Annotated in this window: 25 protein-coding genes, 1 tRNA gene and 1 riboswitch; of the genes, 15 read left to right on the top strand and 11 right to left on the bottom strand. The window is 59.0% G+C overall.

The window, feature by feature from the left end:
- The first annotated feature begins 8 nt into the window (after positions 1-8).
- Positions 9-296 (top strand): HU family DNA-binding protein, encoded by a 288-nt coding sequence (locus tag SHM7688_RS03570; RefSeq protein ID WP_058238617.1) that lies wholly within the window; start codon positions 9-11, stop codon positions 294-296.
- A gap of 240 nt (positions 297-536) precedes the next feature.
- On the opposite strand, the gene SHM7688_RS03565 is transcribed toward SHM7688_RS03570, so the two are convergent.
- Positions 537-612, bottom strand: a tRNA-Lys gene (locus SHM7688_RS03565).
- A gap of 107 nt (positions 613-719) precedes the next feature.
- Between SHM7688_RS03565 and dapF the strand changes: the two genes are divergently transcribed.
- From dapF to SHM7688_RS03550, 3 genes are all read left to right on the top strand, one after another.
- Positions 720-1,565 (top strand): diaminopimelate epimerase, encoded by an 846-nt coding sequence (dapF, locus tag SHM7688_RS03560; protein WP_058238616.1) that lies wholly within the window; start codon positions 720-722, stop codon positions 1,563-1,565.
- Positions 1,562-2,839: a tRNA (N(6)-L-threonylcarbamoyladenosine(37)-C(2))-methylthiotransferase MtaB gene (gene mtaB, locus SHM7688_RS03555; protein ID WP_058238615.1), complete on the top strand. Its 1,278-nt coding sequence runs from the start codon at positions 1,562-1,564 to the stop codon at positions 2,837-2,839. The genes dapF and mtaB overlap by 4 nt, the downstream gene beginning before the upstream one ends.
- Before the next feature lie 65 nt (positions 2,840-2,904).
- The gene (locus SHM7688_RS03550) at positions 2,905-3,558 is read left to right on the top strand and encodes a glutathione S-transferase (protein ID WP_058238614.1); all 654 of its coding nucleotides are present in this window, start codon (positions 2,905-2,907) and stop codon (positions 3,556-3,558) included.
- On the opposite strand, the gene SHM7688_RS03545 is transcribed toward SHM7688_RS03550, so the two are convergent.
- On the bottom strand, positions 3,555-3,995 hold the full coding sequence (locus tag SHM7688_RS03545; protein WP_058238613.1) for a 6,7-dimethyl-8-ribityllumazine synthase: 441 nt from the start codon (positions 3,993-3,995) through the stop codon (positions 3,555-3,557). The genes SHM7688_RS03550 and SHM7688_RS03545 overlap by 4 nt on opposite strands.
- A gap of 78 nt (positions 3,996-4,073) precedes the next feature.
- Positions 4,074-4,281, bottom strand: a riboswitch (FMN riboswitch).
- Between the two features lie 63 nt (positions 4,282-4,344).
- On the opposite strand from SHM7688_RS03545, the gene SHM7688_RS03540 reads away from it, so the two are divergent.
- Both SHM7688_RS03540 and SHM7688_RS03535 read left to right on the top strand, forming a co-directional pair.
- Positions 4,345-4,974, top strand: coding sequence for an FMN-binding negative transcriptional regulator (locus tag SHM7688_RS03540; RefSeq protein ID WP_058238612.1), 630 nt, complete (start codon positions 4,345-4,347; stop codon positions 4,972-4,974).
- Positions 4,975-5,019: 45 nt separating this feature from the next.
- Positions 5,020-5,634: a glutathione S-transferase family protein gene (locus SHM7688_RS03535; protein ID WP_370733045.1), complete on the top strand. Its 615-nt coding sequence runs from the start codon at positions 5,020-5,022 to the stop codon at positions 5,632-5,634.
- Positions 5,635-5,706: 72 nt separating this feature from the next.
- Here SHM7688_RS03535 and fdhF read toward each other — a convergent pair whose 3' ends face one another.
- From fdhF to cysK, 4 genes are all read right to left on the bottom strand, one after another.
- Entirely contained in the window at positions 5,707-8,493 is a 2,787-nt protein-coding gene (fdhF, locus tag SHM7688_RS03530) for a formate dehydrogenase subunit alpha (RefSeq protein WP_058238611.1), read from the bottom strand.
- A gap of 1 nt (position 8,494) precedes the next feature.
- On the bottom strand, positions 8,495-10,186 hold the full coding sequence (locus SHM7688_RS03525) for an NAD(P)H-dependent oxidoreductase subunit E (protein WP_058238610.1): 1,692 nt from the start codon (positions 10,184-10,186) through the stop codon (positions 8,495-8,497).
- Between the two features lie 89 nt (positions 10,187-10,275).
- Positions 10,276-11,160, bottom strand: coding sequence for a LysR family transcriptional regulator (locus SHM7688_RS03520; RefSeq protein WP_058238986.1), 885 nt, complete (start codon positions 11,158-11,160; stop codon positions 10,276-10,278).
- Positions 11,161-11,298: 138 nt separating this feature from the next.
- On the bottom strand, positions 11,299-12,363 hold the full coding sequence (cysK, locus tag SHM7688_RS03515; RefSeq protein WP_058238985.1) for a cysteine synthase A: 1,065 nt from the start codon (positions 12,361-12,363) through the stop codon (positions 11,299-11,301).
- Positions 12,364-12,760: 397 nt separating this feature from the next.
- Between cysK and SHM7688_RS03510 the strand changes: the two genes are divergently transcribed.
- From SHM7688_RS03510 to SHM7688_RS03500, 3 genes are read left to right on the top strand one after another with little or no spacing between them, the layout of a single operon-like run.
- The gene (locus SHM7688_RS03510; protein ID WP_058238609.1) at positions 12,761-13,465 is read left to right on the top strand and encodes an ABC transporter permease; all 705 of its coding nucleotides are present in this window, start codon (positions 12,761-12,763) and stop codon (positions 13,463-13,465) included.
- Positions 13,459-14,178, top strand: a complete 720-nt coding sequence (locus tag SHM7688_RS03505) for an ATP-binding cassette domain-containing protein (RefSeq protein ID WP_058238608.1) — start codon at positions 13,459-13,461, stop codon at positions 14,176-14,178. Before SHM7688_RS03510 ends, SHM7688_RS03505 begins: the two co-directional genes overlap by 7 nt.
- Positions 14,175-14,981, top strand: coding sequence for an ABC transporter substrate-binding protein (locus SHM7688_RS03500; RefSeq protein WP_058238607.1), 807 nt, complete (start codon positions 14,175-14,177; stop codon positions 14,979-14,981). The genes SHM7688_RS03505 and SHM7688_RS03500 overlap by 4 nt, the downstream gene beginning before the upstream one ends.
- A gap of 37 nt (positions 14,982-15,018) precedes the next feature.
- Here SHM7688_RS03500 and SHM7688_RS03495 read toward each other — a convergent pair whose 3' ends face one another.
- Genes SHM7688_RS03495 through SHM7688_RS03480 form a run of 4 tightly spaced genes read right to left on the bottom strand, consistent with a single transcriptional unit; the run spans position 15,019 to position 17,485 of the window.
- Positions 15,019-15,498, bottom strand: a complete 480-nt coding sequence (locus SHM7688_RS03495; RefSeq protein ID WP_058238984.1) for a DUF6505 family protein — start codon at positions 15,496-15,498, stop codon at positions 15,019-15,021.
- The gene (locus SHM7688_RS03490; RefSeq protein ID WP_058238606.1) at positions 15,498-16,223 is read right to left on the bottom strand and encodes a biotin/lipoate--protein ligase family protein; all 726 of its coding nucleotides are present in this window, start codon (positions 16,221-16,223) and stop codon (positions 15,498-15,500) included. The genes SHM7688_RS03495 and SHM7688_RS03490 overlap by 1 nt, the downstream gene beginning before the upstream one ends.
- Positions 16,220-17,284 (bottom strand): iron-sulfur cluster carrier protein ApbC, encoded by a 1,065-nt coding sequence (gene apbC, locus SHM7688_RS03485; RefSeq protein WP_058238605.1) that lies wholly within the window; start codon positions 17,282-17,284, stop codon positions 16,220-16,222. The genes SHM7688_RS03490 and apbC overlap by 4 nt, the downstream gene beginning before the upstream one ends.
- Positions 17,285-17,485, bottom strand: coding sequence for a DUF6494 family protein (locus SHM7688_RS03480; protein WP_058238604.1), 201 nt, complete (start codon positions 17,483-17,485; stop codon positions 17,285-17,287).
- Between the two features lie 88 nt (positions 17,486-17,573).
- On the opposite strand from SHM7688_RS03480, the gene SHM7688_RS03475 reads away from it, so the two are divergent.
- Positions 17,574-18,329, top strand: a complete 756-nt coding sequence (locus tag SHM7688_RS03475) for a cytochrome c family protein (protein ID WP_144432474.1) — start codon at positions 17,574-17,576, stop codon at positions 18,327-18,329.
- On the opposite strand, the gene SHM7688_RS03470 is transcribed toward SHM7688_RS03475, so the two are convergent.
- Positions 18,323-20,293: a 4Fe-4S binding protein gene (locus SHM7688_RS03470; protein ID WP_058238602.1), complete on the bottom strand. Its 1,971-nt coding sequence runs from the start codon at positions 20,291-20,293 to the stop codon at positions 18,323-18,325. The genes SHM7688_RS03475 and SHM7688_RS03470 overlap by 7 nt on opposite strands.
- A 324-nt stretch (positions 20,294-20,617) precedes the next feature.
- Between SHM7688_RS03470 and SHM7688_RS03465 the strand changes: the two genes are divergently transcribed.
- The 5 genes from SHM7688_RS03465 to SHM7688_RS03445 all read left to right on the top strand — a co-directional run bounded on the left by SHM7688_RS03465 (position 20,618) and on the right by SHM7688_RS03445 (position 25,681).
- On the top strand, positions 20,618-21,175 hold the full coding sequence (locus SHM7688_RS03465; protein ID WP_058238601.1) for a DUF3305 domain-containing protein: 558 nt from the start codon (positions 20,618-20,620) through the stop codon (positions 21,173-21,175).
- On the top strand, positions 21,172-21,831 hold the full coding sequence (locus SHM7688_RS03460; RefSeq protein ID WP_058238600.1) for a DUF3306 domain-containing protein: 660 nt from the start codon (positions 21,172-21,174) through the stop codon (positions 21,829-21,831). The genes SHM7688_RS03465 and SHM7688_RS03460 overlap by 4 nt, the downstream gene beginning before the upstream one ends.
- A complete protein-coding gene (locus SHM7688_RS03455; RefSeq protein WP_058238599.1) occupies positions 21,828-22,436 on the top strand; it encodes a TorD/DmsD family molecular chaperone in 609 nt (202 codons plus the stop codon). The genes SHM7688_RS03460 and SHM7688_RS03455 overlap by 4 nt, the downstream gene beginning before the upstream one ends.
- 50 nt (positions 22,437-22,486) lie before the next feature.
- A complete protein-coding gene (locus tag SHM7688_RS03450; protein ID WP_058238598.1) occupies positions 22,487-22,678 on the top strand; it encodes a ubiquinol-cytochrome c reductase iron-sulfur subunit N-terminal domain-containing protein in 192 nt (63 codons plus the stop codon).
- A 108-nt stretch (positions 22,679-22,786) separates the two neighbouring features.
- Positions 22,787-25,681, top strand: a complete 2,895-nt coding sequence (locus SHM7688_RS03445; RefSeq protein ID WP_058238597.1) for a formate dehydrogenase subunit alpha — start codon at positions 22,787-22,789, stop codon at positions 25,679-25,681.
- Positions 25,682-25,691: the final 10 nt, after the last annotated feature.

Genomic DNA, 25,691 nt, shown 5'->3' with positions numbered 1-25,691 from the left:
GACCTGAAATGGCGAAACCGATGACCAAGACCCAACTCGTTGCCGCTCTGGCCGAGGAAATGGGTTCTGACAAGAAATCCGCAGGCGCAGCTCTGGAAGCCGTATGCGCGCTGATCACTCGCGAAGTGTCTGCTGGTGGTGCAGTGACTCTGCCAGGCGTTGGCAAAATCTACTGCCGTGAGCGTCCTGAGCGTATGGTTCGCAACCCGGCCACCGGTGAGCAGATCAAGAAAGAGGCGGACAAGGTTGTGAAAATGACCATCGCCAAAGCGCTGAAAGACAGCGTGAACGGCTGATCGCGTTGATCACAGTTACGGAAAGGGTCGCTCTTTTGAGCGGCCCTTTTTGTTTGCGGCCTCTCCTTTGCTTTCGGGGCTGCAATCTATGCGGCTGGGAATGTGCCGGCCAAATGCGCGGAGGGCGCGCCAGAGGGTCGGAAAGTCAGCGGTAAGCAAGGAGAAGAAAAACCGAATACAGCGATCCTTACTCTGTACCTGCATGGGACATTATAAGGATCAGCTTGTATTTGATTTCAGTGGTGAGCCGTATAGGATTCGAACCTATGACCCACTGATTAAAAGTCAGTTGCTCTACCAACTGAGCTAACGGCCCACTCTGTGAGGGCGGGTTCTAGTGTTGTGCGCCGGGGGGGTCAAGCGGATTCTGAGAAAAAAATCGCGCCACTGGAAACTAATTTGGATCGAGCGTATATCCGCCCAATGGATACACGCGCAAACACCCCTTTGCCCTTTATGAAAATGCATGGGCTTGGCAATGATTTTGTCGTTGTTGACGCTCGTGCGCGGGCCTTTGAGCTGACCGAGTCGCAAATCACAGCCATCGCAGATCGCCAAAAAGGTGTTGGATTCGACCAACTTGCGGTGATTGCACCGGGTGCAGTGGGCAACAATGCCGATGCGCATCTGATTTTTTACAATGCGGATGGGTCGACCTCAGCGGCCTGTGGCAATGCGACTCGCTGTATTGCACGACATTTGATGGATGAAGGCGGGGCTGCGTCGCTGACGCTCACCACGGATCGTGGCACATTGTTTGCCCGTGAGGCCGGTGCGGGGCTTGTGTCTGTAAATATGGGCCATCCGCAATTGCTGTGGGATGAGATTCCCCTCTCCCATGAGATGGACACGCTTGAACTGCCCATCGACGGGGGCCCAACGGCCACAGGCATGGGCAATCCGCATTGCACCTTCTTTGTGGAGGATGTGGCGGCGGTGGATCTGCCTGCTTTTGGCGCGGCCCATGAGCACCATCCGCTTTATCCTGAGCGCACCAATGTACAGGTCGCGCAGGTTGTTGGGGAGAATCACATTCGTATGCGGGTGTGGGAGCGCGGCGTAGGCATCACGCTGGCCTCTGGCTCTTCCAGCTGTGCCACTGCTGTGGCGGCGGCGCGCCGGGGCCTCACGGGCCGCAAGGTACAGATTGATCTGGATGGCGGCACGCTCTGGATTGACTGGGCTGAGGATGGCGTCTGGATGACGGGTGGCACTGAACATGTGTTTAGTGGAGAGTTCACCACCGCTTTTCTGGAGCGCGCAAAATGAGCGTCGCCCCGCCAAAGTTCACCACACTTGGGTGTCGCCTGAATTCTTACGAATCTGAGGCGATGAAAGACATGGCGCAGTCTGCCGGGCTGGAAAACGCCGTGATCGTGAACACCTGTGCTGTGACGGCTGAGGCTGTGCGCAAAAGCCGTCAGGAGATTCGCCGCCTGCGCCGTGAAAACCCTGACGCCAAAATCATCGTCACCGGCTGCGCGGCACAGACCGAGCCGGAGACTTTTGCCGCCATGGGCGAGGTCGATAAGGTGGTCGGCAACACCGAGAAGATGCAGCCCGGCACCTGGCAGGATATGGCGCGCCCTCGTGGTCCGGATTTCATTGGTAATACCGAAAAGGTACAGGTGGACGACATCATGTCGGTCACCGAAACAGCAGGTCATCTGATTGATGGCTTTGGCACCCGCTCGCGCGCCTATGTACAGGTGCAGAACGGCTGTGACCACCGCTGCACCTTCTGCATCATTCCCTATGGCCGGGGCAATTCGCGCTCTGTGCCCGCCGGTGTGGTGGTGGATCAGATCAAACGTCTGGTGGACAAAGGCTTTAACGAGGTGGTGCTCACCGGTGTGGATCTCACCAGCTGGGGCGCGGATCAGCCGATGCAGCCAAAGCTGGGTGATCTGGTGATGCGCATTCTCAAGCTGGTGCCGGATCTGCCGCGCCTGCGCATCAGCTCGATTGACAGCATTGAGGTGGATGAAAACCTGATGATGGCAATCGCCACCGAGCCACGTCTGATGCCGCATCTGCATCTCAGCCTGCAACATGGCGATGATCTGATTCTGAAACGCATGGCGCGGCGCCATCTGCGCGATGATGCGATCCGATTCTGTGAAGAGGCCAAAAAGCTGCGCCCCGCCATGACCTTTGGCGCGGACATCATCGCAGGCTTCCCCACCGAAACCGACGCGCATTTTGCCAATTCACTGAAGCTCGTGGAGGAGTGCGATCTCACCTGGCTGCATGTCTTCCCCTATTCCAAACGCGAAGGCACGCCAGCGGCGAAGATCCCCAGTCAGGTCAATGGCAAGGTGATCAAGGCCCGCGCTGCCGCGCTGCGTGCGGCGGGGGAGGCGCAGGTGGCCCGGCATCTGGCCGCGCAGCTGGGCAGAACCCATCACATCCTGATGGAAAACGCCCATATGGGCCGCACGGAACAATTCACCGAGGTGAAGTTTGATGTGCCCCAGCAGGAAGGCAGTATTGTGACTGCAGCGATCACCGCCATCGAGGGGACACAGCTGCGGGCGTCGTAAGATAGGGGGCCAGCCCCCATCGCGCAGGCGCGATTCCCCCGGGATATTTGGAGTCAAATGAAGCCATGCGGGAAAAAACGCGACCCATTCTCTATTCCTTTCGGCGCTGTCCCTATGCCATGCGGGCGCGGCTGGCGGTGGCGGTCTCGGGCGTCTCTGTGGAGCTGCGGGAAATCCTGCTGCGCAACAAGGCGGCGGCCTTTCTTGAAACCTCGCCTAGCGGCACTGTGCCCTGTCTGAAAGACGGCGCAGAGGTGATTGATGAAAGCCTTGATGTGATGCTCTGGGCGCTGCGCCAGAAGGATCCGCAGGGTTGGCTGGAGATGCCGGAGGCGGGTTTTGCCCTGATTGAGACGGCGGATGGCCCGTTCAAACGCGCGCTGGATCGCACTAAGTATCACACGCGATATGCAGATGCGGATCCCGAGGAGAGCCGCGCAGAAGCCATGCAGTTTCTGAACAGTTTGGAAGATCAGTTGGGCGACGGCTGGCTCTTTGGAGACAAACCGCGCTTGGCGGATATGGCGATCCTGCCCTTTGTGCGCCAGTTTGCCTTTATCGACAAAGCCCGCTTTGATGCGGAAGCGGGGCCAAACCTCGCCCACTGGCTGGCGCGGTTTCTGGACTCTGAGGCTTTTGCCACCATCATGCCCAAACTGCCGGTCTGGCAGGCGGGGGATGCGCCCACAGTGTTCTGCGGGCACATTTTACCGGCTTAGGCGGCTTTCTGAAGCGATTCGCGGGTTTTCAAGATACCAAGCGCGGCGCGGGCGGCCTCGCGGCCTTTTTCCACAAAATGCGCTTTGTAGATCGCCATGTGGTGTTCGGTTTCCTGAAAGTGGTGCGGCGTAAGGGACACGGACAGCACGGGCACGCCGCTGTCCAATCCGGCGCGCATCAACCCATCCACCACGGCTTGGGCTACAAAATCATGGCGGTAGATCCCGCCATCCACCACCAGCGCGGCGGCGGCCACCGCGCCATATTGGCCGCTTTCGGCCAGATCCCGCGCCAGCAGGGGCATTTCAAACGCGCCGGGCACGTCAAAAACATCCACTTGGGCTTCTGGAATCAGCTCGCAAAAGCCTTTGAGCGCCTGATCGACGATATCGGCATGCCATTGTGCCTTGATGAAGGCGAATCGGGTGTGTGTCATCGTAATCTCCTTTGGTTCAGACACGTCACCCAAGGCGATTACGCGCGCATAAGGCGCAGCCCCACGGCCACACCCATCGCACGTTCTCTTCCATCCGGACTTTCACCGTCGGCTCTGGCCTCTCACCAGATCTGCTGACACGTCTTTGCTGGCTCCACATCTGATCCCAAAACCGGTTCCCACTTTTGGGGATGTGGATGCATCTGCACTAAGACGCCGCTCGCGGGCTTACGGGTCGTGCCCGTATACCGCCGGTGGGGAATTTCACCCCGCCCTGAGAACGATGGCACCTTGCCAATCTTCGCAGAGCTTTGCAACATCGCGGTGACCCAGAGACGAGGCGCAGATCATGCATCCCAATCCAGCCTTTCGAGGCACCGAGACAGAAGAGAGTCTGGCCTTTGCGCGCGCGCGTGGCTTTGGCATGTTGGCGGCCTCCGTTGCAGATCAGGCGCCTTTGATCAGCCATGTGCCTTTTTTGGTGGCGGAAGATGGCAAGAGCGCGGATTTGCACCTTGTGCGCTCCAACCCGATGGTGCGTGCGTTGCACACAGGCGGGGCGGTGCGGCTCGCGGTCAGCGGACCGGACAGTTATGTGTCTCCGGATTGGTATGAGGTCGCGGATCAGGTGCCGACGTGGAATTATGTCGCGGTGCATCTGACGGGTTTTTTGCAGCCACTGCCGCAGGAAGATCTGCCCGCGCTGCTGGATCGGCTCTCGGCCCATTTTGAAGCGATGTTGTCGCCGAAGACGCCTTGGACTCGCGAGAAGATGCAGGGGGACAGTTTTGAGCGCATGCTGCGTATGATTGTGCCGTTCCGGCTGACCATAGAAGATGTGCAGAGCACCTGGAAACTGGGCCAGAACAAGCCTGCAGAGGTTCGGCTGGCGGCTGCACAGCATATGGCAGCCTATGGCTTTGGCAGTGAGGCGCGTGAACTGGCGGCGCTGATGCAATCGCCTTTTGCTGACGTATAGCATTTCGGGTTTTACCTGAAACACATTAGAAACAGAGTGAATGATATGTCCCAATTGAAACTGATCCATTCCCCCTCCTCGCCGTTTGTGCGCAAAGTTTCCGTGACTCTTGCTGAAACAGGGCAGAGCGCAGACGTTACGCTTGAGGGTGTGAAAACCACGGCGCTTTCGACCGCGGATGCGGCGGCGGCAGCCAATCCTTTGGGTAAAATTCCGGCGCTTGTGCGTCCGGATGGTCCGGCCCTCTATGACAGCCGGGTGATCTGTCGCTATCTAGTGGCCCGGGCCAAGTCCGATCTCTATCCTGAAGAGCGCCTTTGGGATGTCTTGACCTTGGAGGCGACAGCGGACGGCATGCTCGAGGCGGCGGTGCTCATGGTCTATGAAAAACGGCTGCGCCCTGAGAATATGGTTTTTGAGGACTGGATTGAGGCGCAATGGGGCAAGGTTGCGGGCGCGCTTGATGCGCTGAATGAACGCTGGATGAGCCATCTGTTTGGGCCGCTGGATATGGGGCAGATCGCTGTGGGCTGTGCGTTGGGCTATCTGGATTTTCGCCACGGAGATCGCAATTGGCGGCAGGGTCGGGATGGGCTTGCTGGCTGGTATGCGGAGTTTGCCAAGCGCGACAGCATGCTGGCCACAATGCCAAGTGATTGATCAAAAAAGATATTACACCACCAAAAAGGCCGCGTCTCAGATTGGGACGCGGCCTTTGTTATTAGTGATCTATCACTCTGCGGCGATGGTCGGCGTTTCGGCCTTTTCCACCTTGAGTGCGGAGAATTTGAACTCCGGGATCTTGCCGTAAGGATCCAAAGCGGCATTGGTCAGGATGTTGGCCGCCGCTTCCACATAGGCAAAGGGCAGGAACACATTGTCCGGTGCCACGGCGCGGTCCATACGGGCCATCACCGTCACAGAGCCCCGCCGCGTGGTCAGGCGTACGTACTCGCCCGGCTCCACACCCAGCTTGCGCAGGGTCGAGGGGTGCAGCGAACAGTTTGCTTCCGGCTCCAGCGCATCCAGCGTGGTGGCGCGGCGGGTCATCGACCCGGTGTGCCAATGCTCCAGCTGACGCCCGGTGATCAGCACCATCGGGTAGTCGTCATTCTGCACGTCATCCGGCGCAATCACAGAGGCCGGGGTGAACCGGGCCCGCTTGCCTTCACGCGGGAAGCCGTCGCCAAACACGATGGCCTGACCGGGATCTTCCGGGCTCAGCGACGGATAGGTCACCGCCTCGCCTTCCAGACGCTCCCAGGTGATGTTGTTGAGCGAGCCCATGTTGAGCTTCATCTCCGCAAACACCTCTTTGGGGTGCGTGTAAGACCAGTTCAGCCCCAGACGTTTGGCCAGCTCGACCTCGATCCACCAGTCTTCCTTGGCCTCGCCCGGAGGCGGCGTGACAGGGCGGCCCATCTGGACCTGACGGTTGGTGTTGGTCACCGTGCCGGATTTCTCATACCAGGCAGAGCTTGGCAGGATCACATCGGCGTAGTTGGCGGTCTCGGTCAGGAAGATATCCTGCACCACCAGATGATCCAGCATCGCCAGCGCCTGGCGGGCGTGATCCACATCCGGGTCAGACATCGCCGGGTTTTCCCCGAGGATATACATGCCTTTGATGTCGCCATCATGGATCGCATGCATGATCTCCACCACGGTCAGGCCTTTCTGCGCAGAGAAATCCTCGCTGTCCCAGACCTTGGTGAAAGCCGACCGCACACCGTCATCCATCACCGACTGGTAGTCCGGCAGGAACATCGGGATCAGACCCGCATCAGAGGCACCCTGAACGTTGTTCTGACCACGCAGCGGGTGCAGGCCAGCGCCCGGCTTACCCACGTTGCCGGTCATCAGCGCAAGGCTGATCAGGCAGCGGGCATTGTCGGTGCCGTGGATGTGCTGGCTGACGCCCATCCCCCAGAAGATCATGCCCGCCTTGCCTTTGGCAAAGGTGCGTGCCGCATCGCGCAGCAGCTCTGGCTCGATGCCACAGATTGGCTCCATCGCTTCCGGGCTGAAGTCCTTCAGATGGGCTTTCATCTCTTCCCAGTTCTCGGTGAACTGCGAGATATAGGTCTCATCATAAAGCTCTTCTTCCACGATCACATGCATGATCGCGTTCAGCATGGAGACATCCGCGCCCGGCTTGAACTGCAGCTTGTGGGAGGCATAGCGCCCCAGCCCCACGCCGCGCGGGTCACAGACAATCAGCTTGCCGCCGCGTTTGGTGAACTGCTTGAAGTAGGTCGCCGCAACCGGGTGGTTCTCGATCGGGTTACAGCCGATGGTGATCGCCACATCCGCGTTTTCGATCTCATTAAAAGTGGCGGTCACCGCACCGGAGCCGACATTTTCCAGCAAGGCTGACACCGAGGAGGCGTGGCACAGGCGGGTGCAGTGGTCGACGTTGTTGTGGCCAAAGCCCTGACGGATCAGCTTCTGGAACAGATAGGCTTCCTCGTTGGAACATTTGGCAGAGCCGAACCCGGCCACATTGGTGCCTTTCTCGGCACGCAGCTTGGCCAGTCCACCAGCCGCCGCATCCAGCGCCTCTTCCCAGCTTGCTTCGCGGAAATGGGTCATCAGATTGCCCGGATCCACGTTCAACCCCTTGGGCGGCGCATCCTCGCGCCGGATCAGCGGCTTGGTCAGCCGGTGCGGGTGGTGGATATAGTCAAACCCGAAGCGTCCTTTGACGCAAAGCCGGTTTTCATTGGCCGGGCCGTCAATGCCTTCGACATATTTGATCTTGTTGTCTTTGACCTTGAACTTGATCTGACAGCCCACACCGCAATAGGGGCAGACGCTCTCGACTTCGCGGTCATAATCCGCGCTGTCGCCCGCCTGATTCTCATCCAGCACTGTGGCTGGCATCAGCGCGCCGGTCGGGCAGGCCTGAACACATTCGCCACAGGCCACACAGGAAGAGGCGCCCATCGGGTCGTTCTGGTCAAAAATGATCTGGGAAGCCGCACCGCGTCCGCCCACGCCAATCACGTCATTCACCTGAACCTCGCGGCAGGCGCGCACACAGAGGTTACAGTTGATACAGGCGTCCAGATTGACGTTCATCGCCACGTGGCTGGCATCCAGAAGCGGGATCGCCTCTGGCGCTTTGGCTGGGAAGCGGGAGGCTTCTACGCCCACCTGCTCGGCCATTTTGGAGAAATGGCTGGAGGCGTCATGTTTCACCTCCGGCTGATCCGCTGCCAGCAGCTCGATCACCATCTCGCGGGCCTTCTTGGCGCGGGTGCTCTCGGTGTGCACCACCATGCCGTCGCTGGCGGGGCGGATACAGGAGGCCACAAGTGTGCGCTCCCCTTCCACTTCCACCACACAGGCGCGGCAGTTGCCATCCGGGCGATAGCCCTTGGCCGGTTTGTGGCACAGATGCGGGATCACAAAGCCGTCGCCATTGGCGGCGTCCCAAATTGTTGTGCCCTCCGGCACGGTCACATCTTTGCCGTTCAGAGAGAAGGTCACCATGTTCAGTTGTGCACCGTCAGCCATCTCAGATCTCCTCCCCAAAGTGTTTCATCACCAACCGGATCGGGTTGGGTGCCGCCTGTCCAAGACCACAGATGGAGGCATCGCCCATCACCTGACACAGATCTTCGAGAAGGGGTTGATCCCAGCTGTCCGCCTGCATCAGCTTCACCGCTTTTTCACAGCCGGTGCGGCAGGGGGTACATTGACCACAGCTCTCATCTTCAAAGAACTTGAGCATGTTGAGTGCGGCATCTTTGGCGCTGTCCTGATCTGACAGCACAACCACAGCGGCGGAGCCAATAAAGGTGCCATAAGGTTGCAGCGTGTCAAAATCCAGCGGCACGTCATTCAGCGTTGCTGGCAACAGACCGGAGGAGGGGCCGCCGGGCTGATAGGCTTTGAACACATGGCCCTCTGCCATGCCGCCCGCCGCTTCGATGATGTCCTCAATGGTGGAACCTGCTGGCAGCAGATAGACGCCCGGTTCCGCCACACGGCCGGACACCGAATAGTTGCGCAGACCCTTGCGACCGTTCTTCTCCACCGCATTCAGCACCTGTGGGCCAAAACGGGCAATTCGCGCCACCCAGTAAAGCGTCTCCACATTGTGCACGAGGGTGGGCTGGTTGAAGATACCGACTTGGGCCACAAAAGGTGGACGGTGGCGGGGTAGGCCGCGCTTGCCTTCGATCGATTCGATCATCGCGCTTTCTTCGCCGCAGATATAGGCACCTGCACCACGGCGGACTTCGATGTAATCTTCGGCGACAATGCCCGCATCGACGAGCTTGGCGATCTCTTTTTTCAGGATCTTGATCACGCCGGGATTCTCGTCGCGCATGTAGATGAAGCAGGTCACGGCCTCGACCGCCCATGCCGCAATCAGCATGCCCTCAAGAAACATATGCGGGTTGCGTTCCAGATGGTGGCGATCTTTGAAGGTGCCGGGCTCGCCCTCATCGCCGTTCACCGCCAGATAGCGGGGGCCGGGATTGGCGCGCACAAAGCCCCATTTGGTGCCAGACGGGAAGCCCGCGCCACCAAGGCCGCGCAAACCGGCCTCTTTGATTTGCTCCTGCACCGCTTCCCAATCGCCATTGTCGCGCAGAGCATGCAGGGTTTGATAGCCGCCATCGGCCATATATTCCGCAAATTGCTGATAGTCGCCGATCTGCGGGTGCAACTCACCCGCGTGAATGGCGGCGTTCACCTTTTCATGGGTGGCGTGCGGGATGTGGTTGTGGCCCACTTCGACCACCGGTGCGGTGTCACAGCGGCCCATGCAGGGCGCGCGCAGCACGCGGACTTCGGAGGGGTCCATGCCGATTTCCAGCGCTTTGCGCAGCTGTTCGGCACCGGCCAGTTCGCAGGACAGCGAATCGCAGACGCGGATTGTGAGCGCGGGCGGGGGCGTGTCGTCTTCGGCCACCACATCAAAATGCGCGTAGAAGGTTGCGACCTCATAGATCTCGGCCTGCGCAATGCGCATTTCTTCGGCCAGCGCGCGGATATGCGCCGCAGAGAGATGCCCATAAGCATCTTGAATCAGATGAAGATATTCGATCAGCAAATCGCGACGCAGGGGCATGCCCCCGATCAGCGCCTGAACCTCGTTTAAAGCGGCATCATCAACCTGCCGCCCTTTGGGCGTGCGGCGTGATTTGCCGGTGCCCTTCTTTTTCCAAACGCCTTTTGAGTCGTCCAGCGGTACCATAGTGCTCTCCCTACCAGATCGGCATAGGGTGACATCACTATTGGTGATGATCAATCAGGCAGATTTTATCTTTAGATAAGCAAAAGTTATCACTCTCCAAGATTGAGGACGCGACGTAAAGCTTCAACCGTGGAGAGGCCTGGCAGCCGGTGTGGCGTCACCAGACTGACGTCTTTTTCAACCGCCGGATCACCAAGGGGGAGGGCCACAATGCCTTTTCTGTCCCCAAGCCCCTCGAGCAGGCTTTCGGGAATCACCGTCGCTGCCACCCCGTTGGCCGCCATCAGGAGCGACGAGGTAAACTCGCTGGTTTCGGCAATCACAGAAGGCAGGAGACCAGCCTCGCGAAAGACCAGATCCAGAATGCGCCGGTTCTGCATGCTTGGGTCGAGCAGGCTGAGCGGCAGTTCTGCGGCTTCTGCCCAACTGGCGGTGCCAGAGAGACGGGGGGCGAGTGTTTGGGGGGCCACCAGCACGTAGCGTTCTTCATAAAGATGCTCGACGCGCATCATTTCGGGGGAGACGCCTTCGCCATAGGTGATGCCTGCATCAAAAACGCGTTTTTCCAGCCCTTGCTGAATGGTCAGTGACGAGGCGGTTTGCAGACGCACGGTGATGGCGGGATTGCCGGCACGCAATTTGCCAATAGCCTGTGCGGCAAAGCCCACAGCGGTGGGAATCACCGCCAGCGAGAGTTGCCCGGTGACCTCACCGCCAGCAGAGCGGAATTCCTCTTCGAGCAGTTTGACACTGTCCATGATTTTGCGGGCGTGCCGCACCAGCGCTTCGCCTTCTGGTGTGAAGCCCTGAAACCGGTTGCCGCGTTTGACGATGGCCGCATCGAGCCGCTCTTCGAGTTTGCGAATGCGCATGCTGAAGGCTGGTTGGGATACGCCGCATTCTTCGGCGGCGCGTGCGAAATGGCCATGGCGCGCCAGAGAGGACAGGAATTCGAGATCTTTTAAGCTGATCACTGTGCGGCCCTCTTTTCGCAGGATTGGCTTCACTCTGTAGCGGGTTTGTGGCCACCGTGCCAGTCTTGCCGGTTCTGGCGCGTGGGAGAGTGGCGCATGCTGGACCGGTGAGGGGACCGGCCCAGCAGAGGGGGCGGGCTACAGCTGGGCGCTGGGCGTGGAATGTGAGAGCGCGCGTTCTTCGTCGCTCATGTCTTCGGCCACACCCTCAAACAGCGGGGTGGACAGGTAGCGCTCGCCGGTGTCGGGCAGCATGACCAGAATGTTGCTGCCTTCGGGTGCATCCTGTGCCACCTCAATTGCGGCGGCCAATGTGGCACCGGCCGAAATGCCTACGAAGATGCCTTCTTCTGCGGCAAGACGACGAGACCATACGATACCGTCTGGTCCGGTGGTTTTGATCAGGCGGTCATAGCCCTTTTTATCCAGCGCCTCCTGAAGCACCCATGGGATGAAATCCGGGGTCCAGCCCTGAATGGGGTGCGGTTCAAAATTCGGATGGCTTTCGGTGGCCTGATGCGCTTCGTTGCGGCTGTTGATGTAGCCTGAATCTACAAGCGCTGCATTGGCGGGTTCAGACAGGATGATCTTGGTGTCTGGGCTTTCGCGGCGCAAGACGCGCGACACGCCGGAAAGCGTGCCCCCCGTGCCGTAGCCGGTGACCCAGTAATCCAGCGAAGTATCGGCAAAATCAGCGAGGATTTCGCGCGCGGTGGTGGTTTCGTGCATGTCGGCATTGTCTGCGGTTTCAAACTGGCTTGCGAGGAACCAGCCGTTGGCCTCTGCCAGCTCTTTGGCCTTGGTGTACATGCCAAAGCCTTTCTGCGCCTTTGGTGTCAGCACGACCTGCGCGCCGAGAAAGCGCATCAGGCGGCGGCGCTCAACAGAAAAGGCTTCAGACATGGTGATGACAAGCGGATAGCCTTTGGCGGCGCAGACCATGGCCAGACCAATGCCGGTGTTGCCAGAGGTGGCTTCAACCACGGTTTGCCCCGGTTTCAGGCGGCCGTCTTTTTCGGCGGCTTCGATGATGTTAAGTGCCAGACGGTCCTTGACGGAGCCTGCGGGATTGGCGGCTTCGAATTTTACAAAGAGGTTCACATGGGATGGGGCGATCCGGTTGAGACGCACCACGGGTGTGTTGCCCACTGTGTCCAGAATGCTGTCGTAACGGCGTCCGCGCCCTTCGGTCTGTCGGGTCATTTTCGCTTCCTCGATCAATGCGTTGGTTGATCTTAACCTAAGACCCCTGACGTGGCTGGGGTAGGTGTTGGGCACAGGGGGCTGCAATTAAGAACAGCGATTGGAGCCGTGGAGATTTTGGTCAATCCGGTCCTGTGCGCGGCGTCGGATTGGAACATTTCAGCGGCACCGCGCGCGATCATGAGATTGCTGTTCTTGCGCCCATGCCGGTCCTGACGGACAGAATGACGCGGATGAAGCTGAGACGCAGGACAATTTGTGCCATTTTGTGAGGGCGCGATTGGGCTGGTGCATTTTTCTTCCGTGACGGCTTGCCAAGCCCTAGAAATAAAACAATCACGGGAAGACGCCTGTTGGATTACAAGAGGCGGCGAGGGAGGCACCACAGTACCTATCTATGAATGAGATCCTGTCCGGTCTGCTGCAGGCAGGCCAAATGATACTCACATTGGATCCCGATCTCATCGAGATCTCCCTGCGGTCCTTGCAGGTGACGTTGAGCGCGGTGTTTGTAGCCTCTTTGATTGGCCTGCCTCTGGGCTGCTGGTTGGCTGTGCGCCGATTTCGGTTCCGCCGGATTGTGATCGCGATGCTCAATGCCCTTATGGGATTGCCGCCGGTGGTTGTGGGGCTGATCGTTTATATTCTGCTATCGCGGTCTGGGCCATTTGGCGTCTTTGGGCTGTTGTTTACGCCCACGGCGATGATCATTGCGCAGGTGGTGATCCTCACACCGTTGATTGCCTCGATCAGCCATCAGGCCATTCGGGATCTCTGGGCGGAGTATCATGACCTGTTGATTTCGCTGAATACCACACGGCGCCAGCGCATTCTCACGCTGCTTTGGGATGGGCGGCGGGCCCTGCTGACCGCATCGCTGGCTGGGTTTGGGCGCGGCATTGGTGAGGTCGGGGCGATCATGATTGTGGGGGGCAACATTGACCACGCCACACGGGTGCTGACCACGGCGATTTCGCTTGAGACAGGGAAGGGCAACTTTGCCCTCGCCCTTGCGCTGGGCTTTGTGCTGATCGGGCTGGCCGTGGCTGTCAATCTGGTGATCCACATGCTGTCGCGCACGGAGGTGAGCGGACGATGGTAGGATCGATTCTCCCGTTGCAGGTGGAAAACGCGGTTGTGCGCCGCCGGGGCAAGGTCTTGCTGGGGCCGGTTAATACGCAGGTTGCCACAGAAGGCTTGTCGATTGTGATGGGGCCCAATGGGGCGGGCAAAACCACCTTGCTGCGCATGTTGCATGGCATGGAGCGTCTGGCACGCGGTGGGCGGTTGACGTGGCAGGTGCCCGAGCCGCAGGCGCGCGCCGCGCAGGCTTTTGTGTTTCAGGCACCGATCATGATGCGGCGCAGTGCCCTGGACAATGTGGCCTATCCCTTGATCGTGCATGGCGTGGCACGCGCGCAGGCGCGGGCACGGGCTGCAGAGTGGCTGGCGCGGGTTGGATTAAGCGACAGTGCCGACAAACGCGCCACTGTGCTCTCTGGGGGGGAGCGCCAGAAAATGGCGCTGGCACGGGCGTTGATCCGCGATCCGCAGATCCTGTTTCTGGATGAACCCTGTGCCAATCTGGATGGGCAGGCCACACGCGAGTTTGAAGAAATTCTGCGCGGCGCGCACGCGGGCGGGACACGCATTGTCATGTCCACACATGATGTCGGACAGGCCCGCCGCCTCGCTGAAGACATCTGGTTCATCCATCACGGCTGCATTCTGGAAACCACGCCGGCCGATCAGTTTTTTGAAAATCCAAAATCCAAGGAAGCGCGCGCATTCCTGAAGGGAGATATTGTCGAATGAAACTTGGAACGATTATTGCGGCGACGCTTTTGTGCTGTAGTGCTTTGACGGCGCAGGCAGAGAACATGAAGATGGCCGTGACCACGTCTTTCCATAACTCGGGGCTGGCAGATGTGCTCTTGCCAGAGATCGAGGCAGATCTGGGGCTGGAGGTTCAGCTTTTGGTGGTGGGCACCGGTCAGGCTTTGCGACTGGGTGAGGCTGGAGATGTGGATGCCATTTTGGTGCATTCCAAAGCCTCCGAAGAAAAGTTTGTCGCCGCAGGCTATGGCACGCATCGCCGCGAAATCATGTATAATGATTTTGTCTTCATCGGTCCGTCGGAGGATCCGGCACAGATCAAAGAAGCGCAATCCGCAACGCAGGCTTTGGGCCTGATTGCCGAGGTGCAGGCGCCCTTTGTCAGCCGGGGTGATGACAGTGGCACGCATAAGAAGGAGCTGTCTTTGTGGGCCGCAGCGGGCGTGGATGCAGAACAGCGCGATGTGGCGTGGTATAAAGAAGCAGGTGCGGGTATGGGGGCGTCGCTCAACACCGCATCGGGGCTGAACGCTTACATCATGAGTGACCGTGCGAGCTGGCTTAAATTTGGCAATAAGGGGGCCTTAGCCCTGCTTTATGCCGGGGATCCGGACCTGTTCAATCAATATGCCTATTTGCCGGTCAACCCCGCCAAACATCCGCATGTGAAGGCGGATCTGGCGCAGAAGCTGGAAACCTGGCTGGTGAGCCCGCGCGCGCAGGCTCTGATTGATGGCTACACGCTGGAAGGCGGGCGGCTTTTCACATTCAACGCCCAGTAAAAAGGACAACGGCGCGCTATGGAGCGCGCCGTTTTTGTCAGCTGTCTGGTGTGGCGTGGATGGCGAATTGTTCCAGATCTGCGTCCGCCGGTGCGATGGAGCGGAACTGTTCTTTCACCCCGGCTTCGGTCAGTTCGCGCGCGACGGTGAGCAACGTATTTGGATCATGATCCGCGCAGAGCTCTGACATATGTGCAAGTTCCTCTGCGGCGACCGGGAGAGCGGCCTCAACAGAGGGGGCACCGTAGACCTCTACGAAATGCTGCGCCAGTTGTGTGGTGAGCGCCTCCAGTTCCGCAGGCTCAATGCTGGTAACGGCCACAAAGGTCACACGGCCAAAGGTCTCGACCCCAAGCCAGCCATTTGAAAACGCCTGGCGGGCTTTGCCGGTCAGATCGGCCTCGGACCAGTTGGAGAACTCAAAGCCGCCGCTGATAGCCCATTCGCCGGTGCGCGCGGGATTGAAAAAGATGCGTTGATCGCTTTCGTCAAAGTGAATGGCACGCGCCAGCAGCATCATGTCGTTCCTTCCAAGAGATGGGTGAGCGGCAGCAGGCGGGTTGTTTCGCCGCTGCGCAGGAGTGCGCCGAAATGTTCATCGGTGCCTAGAAAAGTGCCGGTTTCAGGGGGGGCAGAGAGCGGCCAGTTCACCTCTTCCCCCAGATCATGGGCAAGGCCGCGCCATTCTGTGGTCAATGGTTTGAGCCCCTCTTCCTCCATGCGATTGATCCAGACGAGGCTGTGGCGCACCCATGCGCTGAGCAGATCATCGGTGCGGATGTCCACACAGCCCTCCTCATAGAGAGCTGTATCATCCGGGGTGATGCCCGGCGTGTCGGCATTGGCGGGAATGAGGGGCAATTCTAGTCCCACCACAATCCAATCCGGTTCCGCCGCCGGATCCTGATGGGAGGCGGCGATGCGCAGGCGGCCGCAGCGCGCGCCATTGACCCGGATGGTGCCGGGCCATTCCAGATGGACACCGACCTCTGGGGGTGCCAGTGCGCCAAGCGCGTTCTGAAAGCCGATGGCACAGCTGATCAGAACGGGCATGGCCGCACGCAGGGGCACCTCGGGGGCAAAAACCATCGCTGCGCGGAGCTGATCCGCCGCAAGATTGTACACCACAAGCCCCGCATCACAGCCCATGATGGCCTGTGCCTGTGCTTTGGCAAAGGGATCCGCCGTGCCCGTGAGGGCCATGCCATGAAACAGCGGCGGGAAGTGTACTGTGTTGCTCATGCGTTGCCGTCGGTGATCAATTGGCGCGCCAGTGTGCGGAAGGCCTGTGCCTGTGCAGAGTCCGGTTCAGAGACTACAATCGGTGCGCCCCCGTCTGCGGCAACACGAATGTTGAGCGACAAAGGAATTTCAGCCAGCAGAGGCACACCCAGCTTGTCGGCTTCTGCCGCAACGCCGCCATGGCCAAACACATGTTCTTCGTGCCCGCAGTTGGAGCAGATATGTGTGCTCATGTTTTCGATCATGCCCACGATGGGGGTGCCGAGTTTTTCAAACATGTTGATGCCTTTGCGGGCATCCAGCAGGGCAATGTCCTGAGGGGTGGAGACCACCACGGCGCCGGTCAGCTCTGCCTTTTGGGCGAGGGTCATCTGGACGTCCCCTGTGCCCGGCGGCAGATCCACGATCAGCACATCCAATGCGCCCCATTGCACCTGTGTGAGCATCTGTTGCAGCGCCCCCATCAGCATAGGACCACGCCAGACCACAGCCTCTTCTTCACGGGTCATCAACCCCATGGACATCATCGTCACGCCATGGTTGCGCAGCGGCAGGATGGTTTTGCCATCCGGGCTGGCTGGACGGCCGGAGACGCCCAGCATGCGGGGCTGGGACGGGCCGTAAACATCCGCATCCAGCAGGCCCACGCGCCGTCCTTCGGCGGCCAGCGCAACAGCAAGGTTGGCGGAGACCGTAGATTTGCCAACGCCGCCCTTGCCGGAGGCCACGGCGAGAATGCGATCGATTCCGGGGATCTTCTGTGGCCCTTTGGGCTCTGCGGGACGTGCAGCTTTAAGATCCGGTGGCGGTTTGGTAGCGGCATGTGCGGTCATCACAATTGAGACTTTGGAGACACCGTCCAGCGCGGAGAGCCTGTCTTCGATCTCCACTTTGATCGGCTGCATGGCCTGGGCGCGGGCCGGATCGATTTCCATCACGAAACGCACTTCGCCAGCCTCAACGGACAGAGCGCGTACCATGCCGCTGGCCACCAGATCGCTCCCTGTGGCGGGATCGGTGAAGCCTTTGAGGATGTTGAGAACTTCGTCGCGGTTCGTCATTTAATCACGTCCTTTGATCTGGCCAGTGACCACATGTTCCATGTCGATTCCATCAATCGTCAGGGTCATCTTGGCTTCAAATGTCTGTCCCGCAGTGGTGTCGCTTCCGGCCGCGCGCATGGCGTCCTCAATGGCCTGCTGGCTTGTCACGCCAACCTGCTTGAGAAATTTGCGCATGCTCATGTTGAAGTCATCGCTCATCTGGGGGTGTTCCTTTCCTGGAGTGGGCGCCGATCGCCCCATGTTGACGTAAGGCAAGCGCCGCGCCTAGGCTTGGGGGATGGGTTTTTTGAGAATTCTGTACCAAAGTCTATCTGCCTTCGGGATCAGCTGTGCCCTTGCTTCGGCCGGCTGGGCCGAAGGCAAGGCCACGGAGCTGTTTGTGGCAGAGGATCTGCGGGACACGGGGTTGATTGCATACATCTTGCCCCGGTTTACGTTGAAACATGGGGTTCGGGTCACGATTGTTGATGACACAGCTGAGGCCGCAGGGATGTTGCATGTCGAGGGGAGCACACCTGTGTTCTCCCAAGCGGATGTCACCTATGGTTTGACGGTGACGGATGTGGCGGATCCGCATATGGCGCGTTTTGCGCAATGGCTGACGGGGGAGGTTGGGCTGCGCACGGTTTTGAGCTTCAAACCGGACGGTGAGACGCTTTTTGCCCCGCCCGTTGCGCCACAGTCCACACCTGAGGATGTCTTCATTGAGGGGGATGCCAATCGCGGTGCGCGGCTGGCTTTGCAGGCCTGTGGGCGGTGTCATGTGGTTGGCGAGATCAATCAGATGGCGGGCATCGGTTCCACACCCAGCTTTGCTGTGCTGCGCAGTCTGGAGGATTGGATGGAACGTTTCACTGCTTTTTATGCCTTGAACCCACATCCGGCTTTCACGGTTATTCCGGATGTGACCTTGCCCTTTGACGAGACACGCCCCTCCCCGATCAGCCCGGTGCGGCTGACCTTGGAAGAGTTGGAGAACATCGTGGCATATACCGCCACGATTGTTCCGGCGGATTTGGGCGCCCCCATTGCGCATCAGTGATCTCGGCGTTTGCTGAAGTAATCGTCGCTGGTGCGGGTGGCGGGGCGTTGTCCCGCAGCGAAGGGATTGTTGTCCTGATGGAACTGTGCGTTCACACGGCAATCGTCACACATGCGGATCATCTTAGCGGCATCGGATGTGGCAAACATCGGGTGTTTGCCTTCCAGCTTTTCAATGATGCGCTCGATGGTGGATTTCACACCAAACGGGGTGCCGCATTCGATACAGTCAAAAGGCTCTTCTTCATGCACGATTTGCTGTGATAGCGCGCTGTCAGACGGATTAAACTGCGGCACCAATGAGATGGCGTTTTCCGGACAGACCTGTGTGCAGAGACCACATTGCAGACAGGCATCTTCCTGAAACCGCAGCTGGGGTTTGTCAGGATTGTCTCCCAACGCGCCAGCGGGGCAGAGGGAGGCACAGGACAGACAGAGTGTGCAGGCGTCTTTGTTGACCTGTACGCTGCCGTATGGTGCGTTCTCAGGTAGGGTAAAGGCTGTGCTATCGTCCCGCAACGCTTTGACGGCGAGGCGTGTGACCTGACGCCGATTGCCCAGCGGCAGGACGGGGTTGGTGCGCAGGGCAGCAGGATGTGCCGTGTAAAGCAGATCACACAGGGCTGTGGGATCCTGCGGCTCAATCAGGCGCAGCCTGTCTGGCGTGCCCGAAAGTGTCTGTGCGAGCTGCATTTCGCTGTCCAAGGCACCGCGGTCTGTTGTGGGGGCGACCAGAATATCCACGCTGGCAAAACCGCTGGCCAATGCCGCCAAGGTTTCTGCATGACCAAAGCCGCTGATCCGTTCGAGATCCAGTGGGATCACCGCAGCGGGCAGGCCCCTCTCATGCCGTGCTGCCAAAGCGATCATTTCTGCCCCGAAGCTGCGGTCATGCACCAGCAGGCGCGGGGCGATGCCCCCTGCGGCACGGTAGGCGTCTGCAAGGGCGTGCAGGCGCGCAAAGACTGCGCTGGTGGGCGGGTCGTCATAGGTGATCGCGCCTGAGGGGCAAAGCGCCGCGCAGGAGCCACATCCGGCACAGATATTGGGATCAATATCGACGTGGTCGCCCGCAGGTCGGATCGCGGAGGTTGGGCAGACATCGAGACATTTGGTACAGCCGGTTTGTTCGGCGCGCGCATGTGCACAGATGCTGGGCTCCAGAGAGAGATAGAGCGGTTTTTCAAAGGTGCCAACAAGATGGGAGGCTTCAAGGATGGCTGCGGCAACCGCTGGCAGGCTCTTGGGATCTGCCTTCAGATAGCCTTCGCGCTTTTCCGGTGCTGGAACCAGAGCTGGTGCGCCGCGCAGATCGAGAATGATGTCACAGATCGTGTTTGCGCCATCGCGCGCCTCTCCAAAGCGCAATGCGCCGCGCCCGCTTGGATCAAGCTGTTGCAATGCGTCAATCTCGACCGCGAAGTTGCCAAGTGCGCCGGTCACGCGTTTCACCTGCCCTGCAACCACATCGTATCGGCGTTCCTCTGGGGCGGTTATTCCGGAGGGCAACAGCACGGTGACACTGAGAAAATCCTGCAATTGATCGGCGGCGGCCAAGGCGACATTCGGCGCACCCAGGATCAGGCACTGGCCTTCGGAGGTGATATCAAATGTCTTGGTCGGGGTTTGCGGGCGTAACGCATCTGCCAACAGTGCCGCCATTTTAGGGCCAGCCTGCGCGGCTTCATCTGACCAACCAGCCCGGTCTCTCAGATCGACAAATTGGGGCGTTTGCGTCTCAAGCTCTGCGGCCAGTTCGACAAAGAAGTCCTGTTCTTGCTGGCAGGCAATTAGGGCATTCTCCCCACCACCTGCGGCGGTGATCAAATCCGCAGCCGCTTGTGTCTGCGTGGTGCAGAGCCCGCTGTGTATTTTGGAGCAGGTGATCTCGCCCTGTGCGGTTGGATGGGCTGTGTCCAAGTTCATGCTATTGGAACAATTACACAAAATCAGTGTCTTGGACATATTTGGCTCCCGAGGGTGGCTGTGTTTCTGACGCTTAGGTGTTTCAGAAATGCACGAATTCTCAGCGGCGTAAAGTCCCGAGGCCTGCTGTTTGGGCACGTTGCATGCTGCGCAAAAATCCTAGTGATTCTATGGGTCTTTGCGGCTTGTGGACATTCTGTCCTTACGGAAATTAAGCGACTCTTTGGCTGGATCAAAATGTCCAGATTTCAGCGCGTTTCGGAACGGTTTTGCGTTTTCCTTTGGCAAGGCGGGTCAAAGGGCAGAACATGGTCTCACCTGCAAAAAAATATTCTGTGCAGGTTTGGGAGGAAGCAAGACTTCATGCGCCAAGCGCCGGTTTCATTGCCTTTGGGCATCGTTATCCGCAGAACACCCTCGGCAAGCCGATGGGTGCCTTTTTCGTGGAAGGTGGTTGCGGTTGTTCCCGGAGCGGCGCAGGCGGACTGGCAGGTGTTGCGCCAAGAGGGCGATGTTTTGGAGTTTCACGCGGCAACCGTGCCTCTGGAGCTTTGGCATTCGGATACCGAGGCCTATTTGGCCTCTCTGTCTGCGCGCGTGCCCTCTGTTGGGGTTGTGATGCGGGAACAGGACGGTCCGAGTGGTGAACATCCTTATGATGTCTTGTTGGCCACAGTCTCCGCTTATGAATTTCAGGATTATGCTGACAGTGGTGAAGAGCTGCTGGAGCTTGTGCCGATGCCGGAAGGTCTGGTGGCTTTTGTGCGCGACTTTGTGGAGGCACATCACGAAGAAGAGGTGTTTGTAAAACGCCGCCGCGACAAGAAGCGCATGGATTTGGTGGAAGACGGGCGCGGGGATGCACGTATTTCCCAATTGTCCGATGTATATCGCGCGCCGCGCAGCGGGAGGCCGCATTGAGCCGGGGCGGAGATTTCTGGGCGCGCCGGAAGGCGGCCGTCGCGGCGGAGGCTGAAGCGGATACGCGTGCGGAAGCCGCCGCAACGCTTGAGGCGCAGCACGCGGCGCTTGAAGAGAAAAGCGATGCCGAAATTCTTGAGGAACTGGCGTTGCCGGATCCTGATACATTGGCGCAGGGGGATGACTTTTCGGTTTTTCTGGCCAAAGCGGTGCCTGAGCGCATTCGTCGCCGCGCCTTGCGTAAGCTTTGGCTGTCCAATCCGGTGCTCGCCAACGTTGATGAGCTGGTCGATTACGGCGAAGACTTTACCGACAGTGCGATGGTCGTTGAAGGCATGCAGACGGCCTATCAGATCGGCAAAGGCATGTTGAAACATGTCGAAGAAATGGCGCGTCAAGCTGAAGAAAAAGCCCGGTCCGAAGACAGCTTGCCTGAAGGCGATGTGTCTGAGGAGGACGACGCGCCCCTGGAGGCCGTGGCAGAGGTGGAGATTGAGGCAACGCCGATGCCTGCCTTTTCTGAGGCTGCACCCACAGACAATTTTGACACTTCAAAAGATGAGACGCCAGACCCGCAGGAGAGTGCGCCTGTGCGTCGGCGTTTGCGGTTCGCTTTTGCCGCAGCAGAGACCACGGAAGAAAGGGCCCAGCCATGAGCCAAGCCGCACCTGAATTTGAGGTAGCTGAAGAAGATCTGCTGCGTGCGGATCTTTATGATTTTCTCGCCGCTTTGTTTGCCAATCCACCGGGTAAGGCGGTGTTGGCCCAGGCTGCTGCTCTTGGAGGAGACGAAAGCGCCTTGGGGCAGGCCATTGGAACTTTGGCGCGGGTGGCACAGGCGACCAATGAAAAAGCTGTGGAGCGCGAGTTCAATGCTTTGTTCATCGGGCTTGGGCGCGGTGAGCTGATGCCTTTTGCCTCTTACTATCTGACGGGGTTCTTGAACGAGAAACCTTTGGCCACCTTGCGTGCCGATATGGGCGCGCTGCGCATCAGTCGCGCGCCAAATGTCTATGAGCCTGAAGATAACATTGCCAGCCTGCTGGAGATGATGGCGGGCATGATCCGGGGGCGCTTTGGCGCACCGGTGCCCCTGACCCGGCAGAAAGATTTTTACTTTACCCATATCGCGCCCTGGGCCGAGCATTTTTTCACAGATCTCGAAGCTGCACAGAACTCGGTCTTTTATGCGCCGGTCGGCACGGTGGGCAAAGCGTTTCTGGACATCGAAACACAGGCGTTCCGCATGGGGGCGGAGTGAACGTCAACTGACACCGTCGGGCCCCAACCGACACTTTAAAGGAGCAAGCTATGAGCCAGCCAGAAGACAAAGGCGCAAGCCGGCGTGACTTTCTGAAGCTCGCAACAGCGGCAGCCCCGGCAGCCGCCGCGGCGGTGGCCCTTTCGCCAGATGCGGCGGAAGCCCAGCCCGTGGATCTGTCCAGCGACAAGATGCAGGACACCGCGCATACCCGCGCATATCTCGACAGCGCCCGGTTCTGATCCCGGACGTTTTCACCCGCCCCCGACCACCGGTTGCGTGACGCCCACCGGTCGGGATTTGAGAAAGACCTAGCCAGCCCTGAAGCGGGGCAGCAAGGGGAGGAAACTATGCTTAGGAAAAAGACCAACGGGGTTGCGCGACGCCCCCAGCGGACAAGTATCCTGTCTGTCGCAGCTGAAAAAGCTGTGGATCGCCGTACATTCTTGCGGGGATCCGGTCTCGCCATTGGCGGATTGGCAGCGATTGGTGCCACTGGTGGCACCGTCACTCAGGCGCATGCGCAAGAGGCAATCAACACTGCTGTGCAAACTGTCAAATCTGTCTGCACCCACTGTTCTGTGGGCTGTACAGTTGTGGCGGAAGTGCAAAGCGGAGTCTGGATCGGCCAGGAGCCGGGCTGGGACAGCCCGTTCAATCTTGGCGCGCATTGTGCAAAAGGCGCGTCGGTGCGTGAACACGCCCACGGCGAACGTCGCCTGAAGTACCCAATGAAAAAAGAGGGTGGTGAGTGGAAGCGCATCAGCTGGGAACAGGCGATCAATGAGATCGGCGACGGCATGATGCAGATCCGCGAAGAAAGCGGCCCTGACAGCGTCTATTGGCTCGGCTCTGCCAAGCACAACAACGAGCAGGCCTATCTGTTCCGCAAGTTTGCTGCCTATTGGGGCACAAACAACGTGGACCACCAGGCGCGGATTTGTCACTCCACCACGGTTGCGGGTGTTGCGAACACATGGGGCTACGGCGCCATGACCAACTCCTACAATGACATTCACAACTCCAAGGCTATCTTCATCATAGGCGGCAACCCAGCCGAAGCCCACCCGGTTTCGCTGCTGCACGTGCTGCGCGCGAAAGAGCGCAACAATGCGCCTCTGATCGTATGTGACCCGCGCTTCACACGCACGGCGGCCCATGCGGATGAATATGTGCGCTTCCGTCCCGGCACCGATGTGGCGCTGGTATGGGGTATTCTCTGGCACATCTTCGAAAACGGTTGGGAGGACAAAGAGTTCATCCGCACCCGTGTTTGGGGCATGGATCAGATCAAGGAAGAAGTGAAGCAGTGGAACCCGGAAGAAGTTGAACGCGTCACTGGCGCGCCGGGAGAACAGCTGCGTCGTGTGGCACGCCAACTGGTGAACAATCGTCCCGGCACCGTGATCTGGTGCATGGGCGGGACACAGCACACCAATGGCAATAACAATACGCGTGCGTATTGTATCCTTCAGTTGGCTCTTGGCAACATGGGCACAGAAGGCGGCGGCACCAACATCTTCCGTGGCCACGACAACGTGCAGGGGGCCACAGACCTTGGCGTTCTGTCACACACCTTGCCGGGCTACTATGGCCTGTCCAAAGGCGCATGGGCGCACTGGGGCCGTATTTGGGAAGAAGATGACGCATGGCTGGCTGGCCAGTTTGCCAAGACCACTGGCGCAGATGGCAAAGAGAAATCACTTCAGAACCTCACCGGTATTCCGGTGTCGCGCTGGATTGACGGTGTTCTGGAAGACCCGGACAACATGGACAACCCCGATAAGGTACGGGCCATGGTACTCTGGGGCCACGCGCCGAACTCTCAGACCCGCGGCAAGGAAATGAAGACCGCGATGGAAAAGCTGGACATGCTGGTCGTGGTTGACCCGTTCCCAACTGTTTCCGCTGTGCTTCATGACCGTACCGATGGGGTCTATCTGCTTCCGGCCTGTACTCAGTTTGAGACCCGTGGCTCTGCGACCGCGTCCAACCGGTCTTTGCAGTGGCGTGATCAGATCATCGAGCCCTTGTTTGAAAGCAAGCCTGACCATGAAATCATGGGGCTCTTTGCCAACAAGTTCGGCTGGGCTGATCGCTTCTTCCGCAACATCGAAATGGAAGATGAAAACACCCCAGTTGTTGAGAGCGTCACGCGCGAATTCAACAAAGGCATGTGGACGATTGGGTATACCGGTCAGTCGCCCGAGCGCATCAAGCTGCATATGGCGAACCAGCATACCTTTGATCGCACCACGCTGAAGGCCAACGGTGGTCCCGCTGATGGGGATTACTATGGCATGCCATGGCCCTGCTGGGGCACGGCAGAGATGAACCATCCGGGCACGCCGAACCTCTATGACATGTCCAAACGTGTCTCTGAGGGTGGTCTGACGTTCCGTGCACGTTTTGGTGTGGAGCGGGATGGTGACAATCTGCTGGCCGAAGGTGTGGCAAGTCTCGATTCCGAGATTCAGGATGGCTATCCAGAATTCACCATGCAGATGCTGATGGATCTGGGTTGGGATGGTGATCTGACCGCAGAAGAGCGTGCAGCGATTGATGCGGTTGCCGGGCCAAAGACCAACTGGAAAACCGATCTGTCTGGCGGTATTCAGCGGGTGGCGATCAAGCATGAATGTGCGCCATTTGGCAATGCCAAGGCCCGTGCCGTGGTCTGGACCTTCCCGGATCCTGTGCCGGTGCACCGTGAGCCGCTTTACACCAATCGTCGTGATCTGGTTGCGGATTACCCGACCTATGAGGATCGGAAATTCTATCGCCTGCCGACCATGTATGCCTCCATCCAGAAACAGGATTTCAGCAAGGACTATCCGTTGATCCTGACCTCTGGACGTCTGGTGGAATACGAAGGTGGCGGGGAAGAAACCCGCTCCAACCCTTGGTTGGCAGAGTTGCAGCAGGACATGTTCATCGAGATCAATCCGCGCGATGCGAATAATCTTGGCGTGCGTGATCGGGCGCAGGTCTGGGTCGAAGGTGCGGAAGGTGCCAAGGTCAAAGTGATGGCCATGGTGACAAACCGTGTTGGCGAAGGTGTGGTCTTCATGCCGTTCCACTTTGGGGGGCACTTCGAAGGAGAGGACTTGCGGAGCAAATATCCGGAAGGGGCCGATCCTTACGTGTTGGGTGAAAGCACCAACACGGCGCAGACCTATGGCTATGACAGCGTGACCCAGATGCAGGAGACCAAAGCGACTCTCTGCAAAATCTGGACAGCATAAGGAGGAAGAG

Source organism: Shimia marina (assembly GCF_001458175.1).
Classification (GTDB): domain Bacteria; phylum Pseudomonadota; class Alphaproteobacteria; order Rhodobacterales; family Rhodobacteraceae; genus Shimia; species Shimia marina.
Note: the sequence above shows the minus strand (reverse complement) of the source record. Positions and strands in the feature narration are given on the sequence as shown.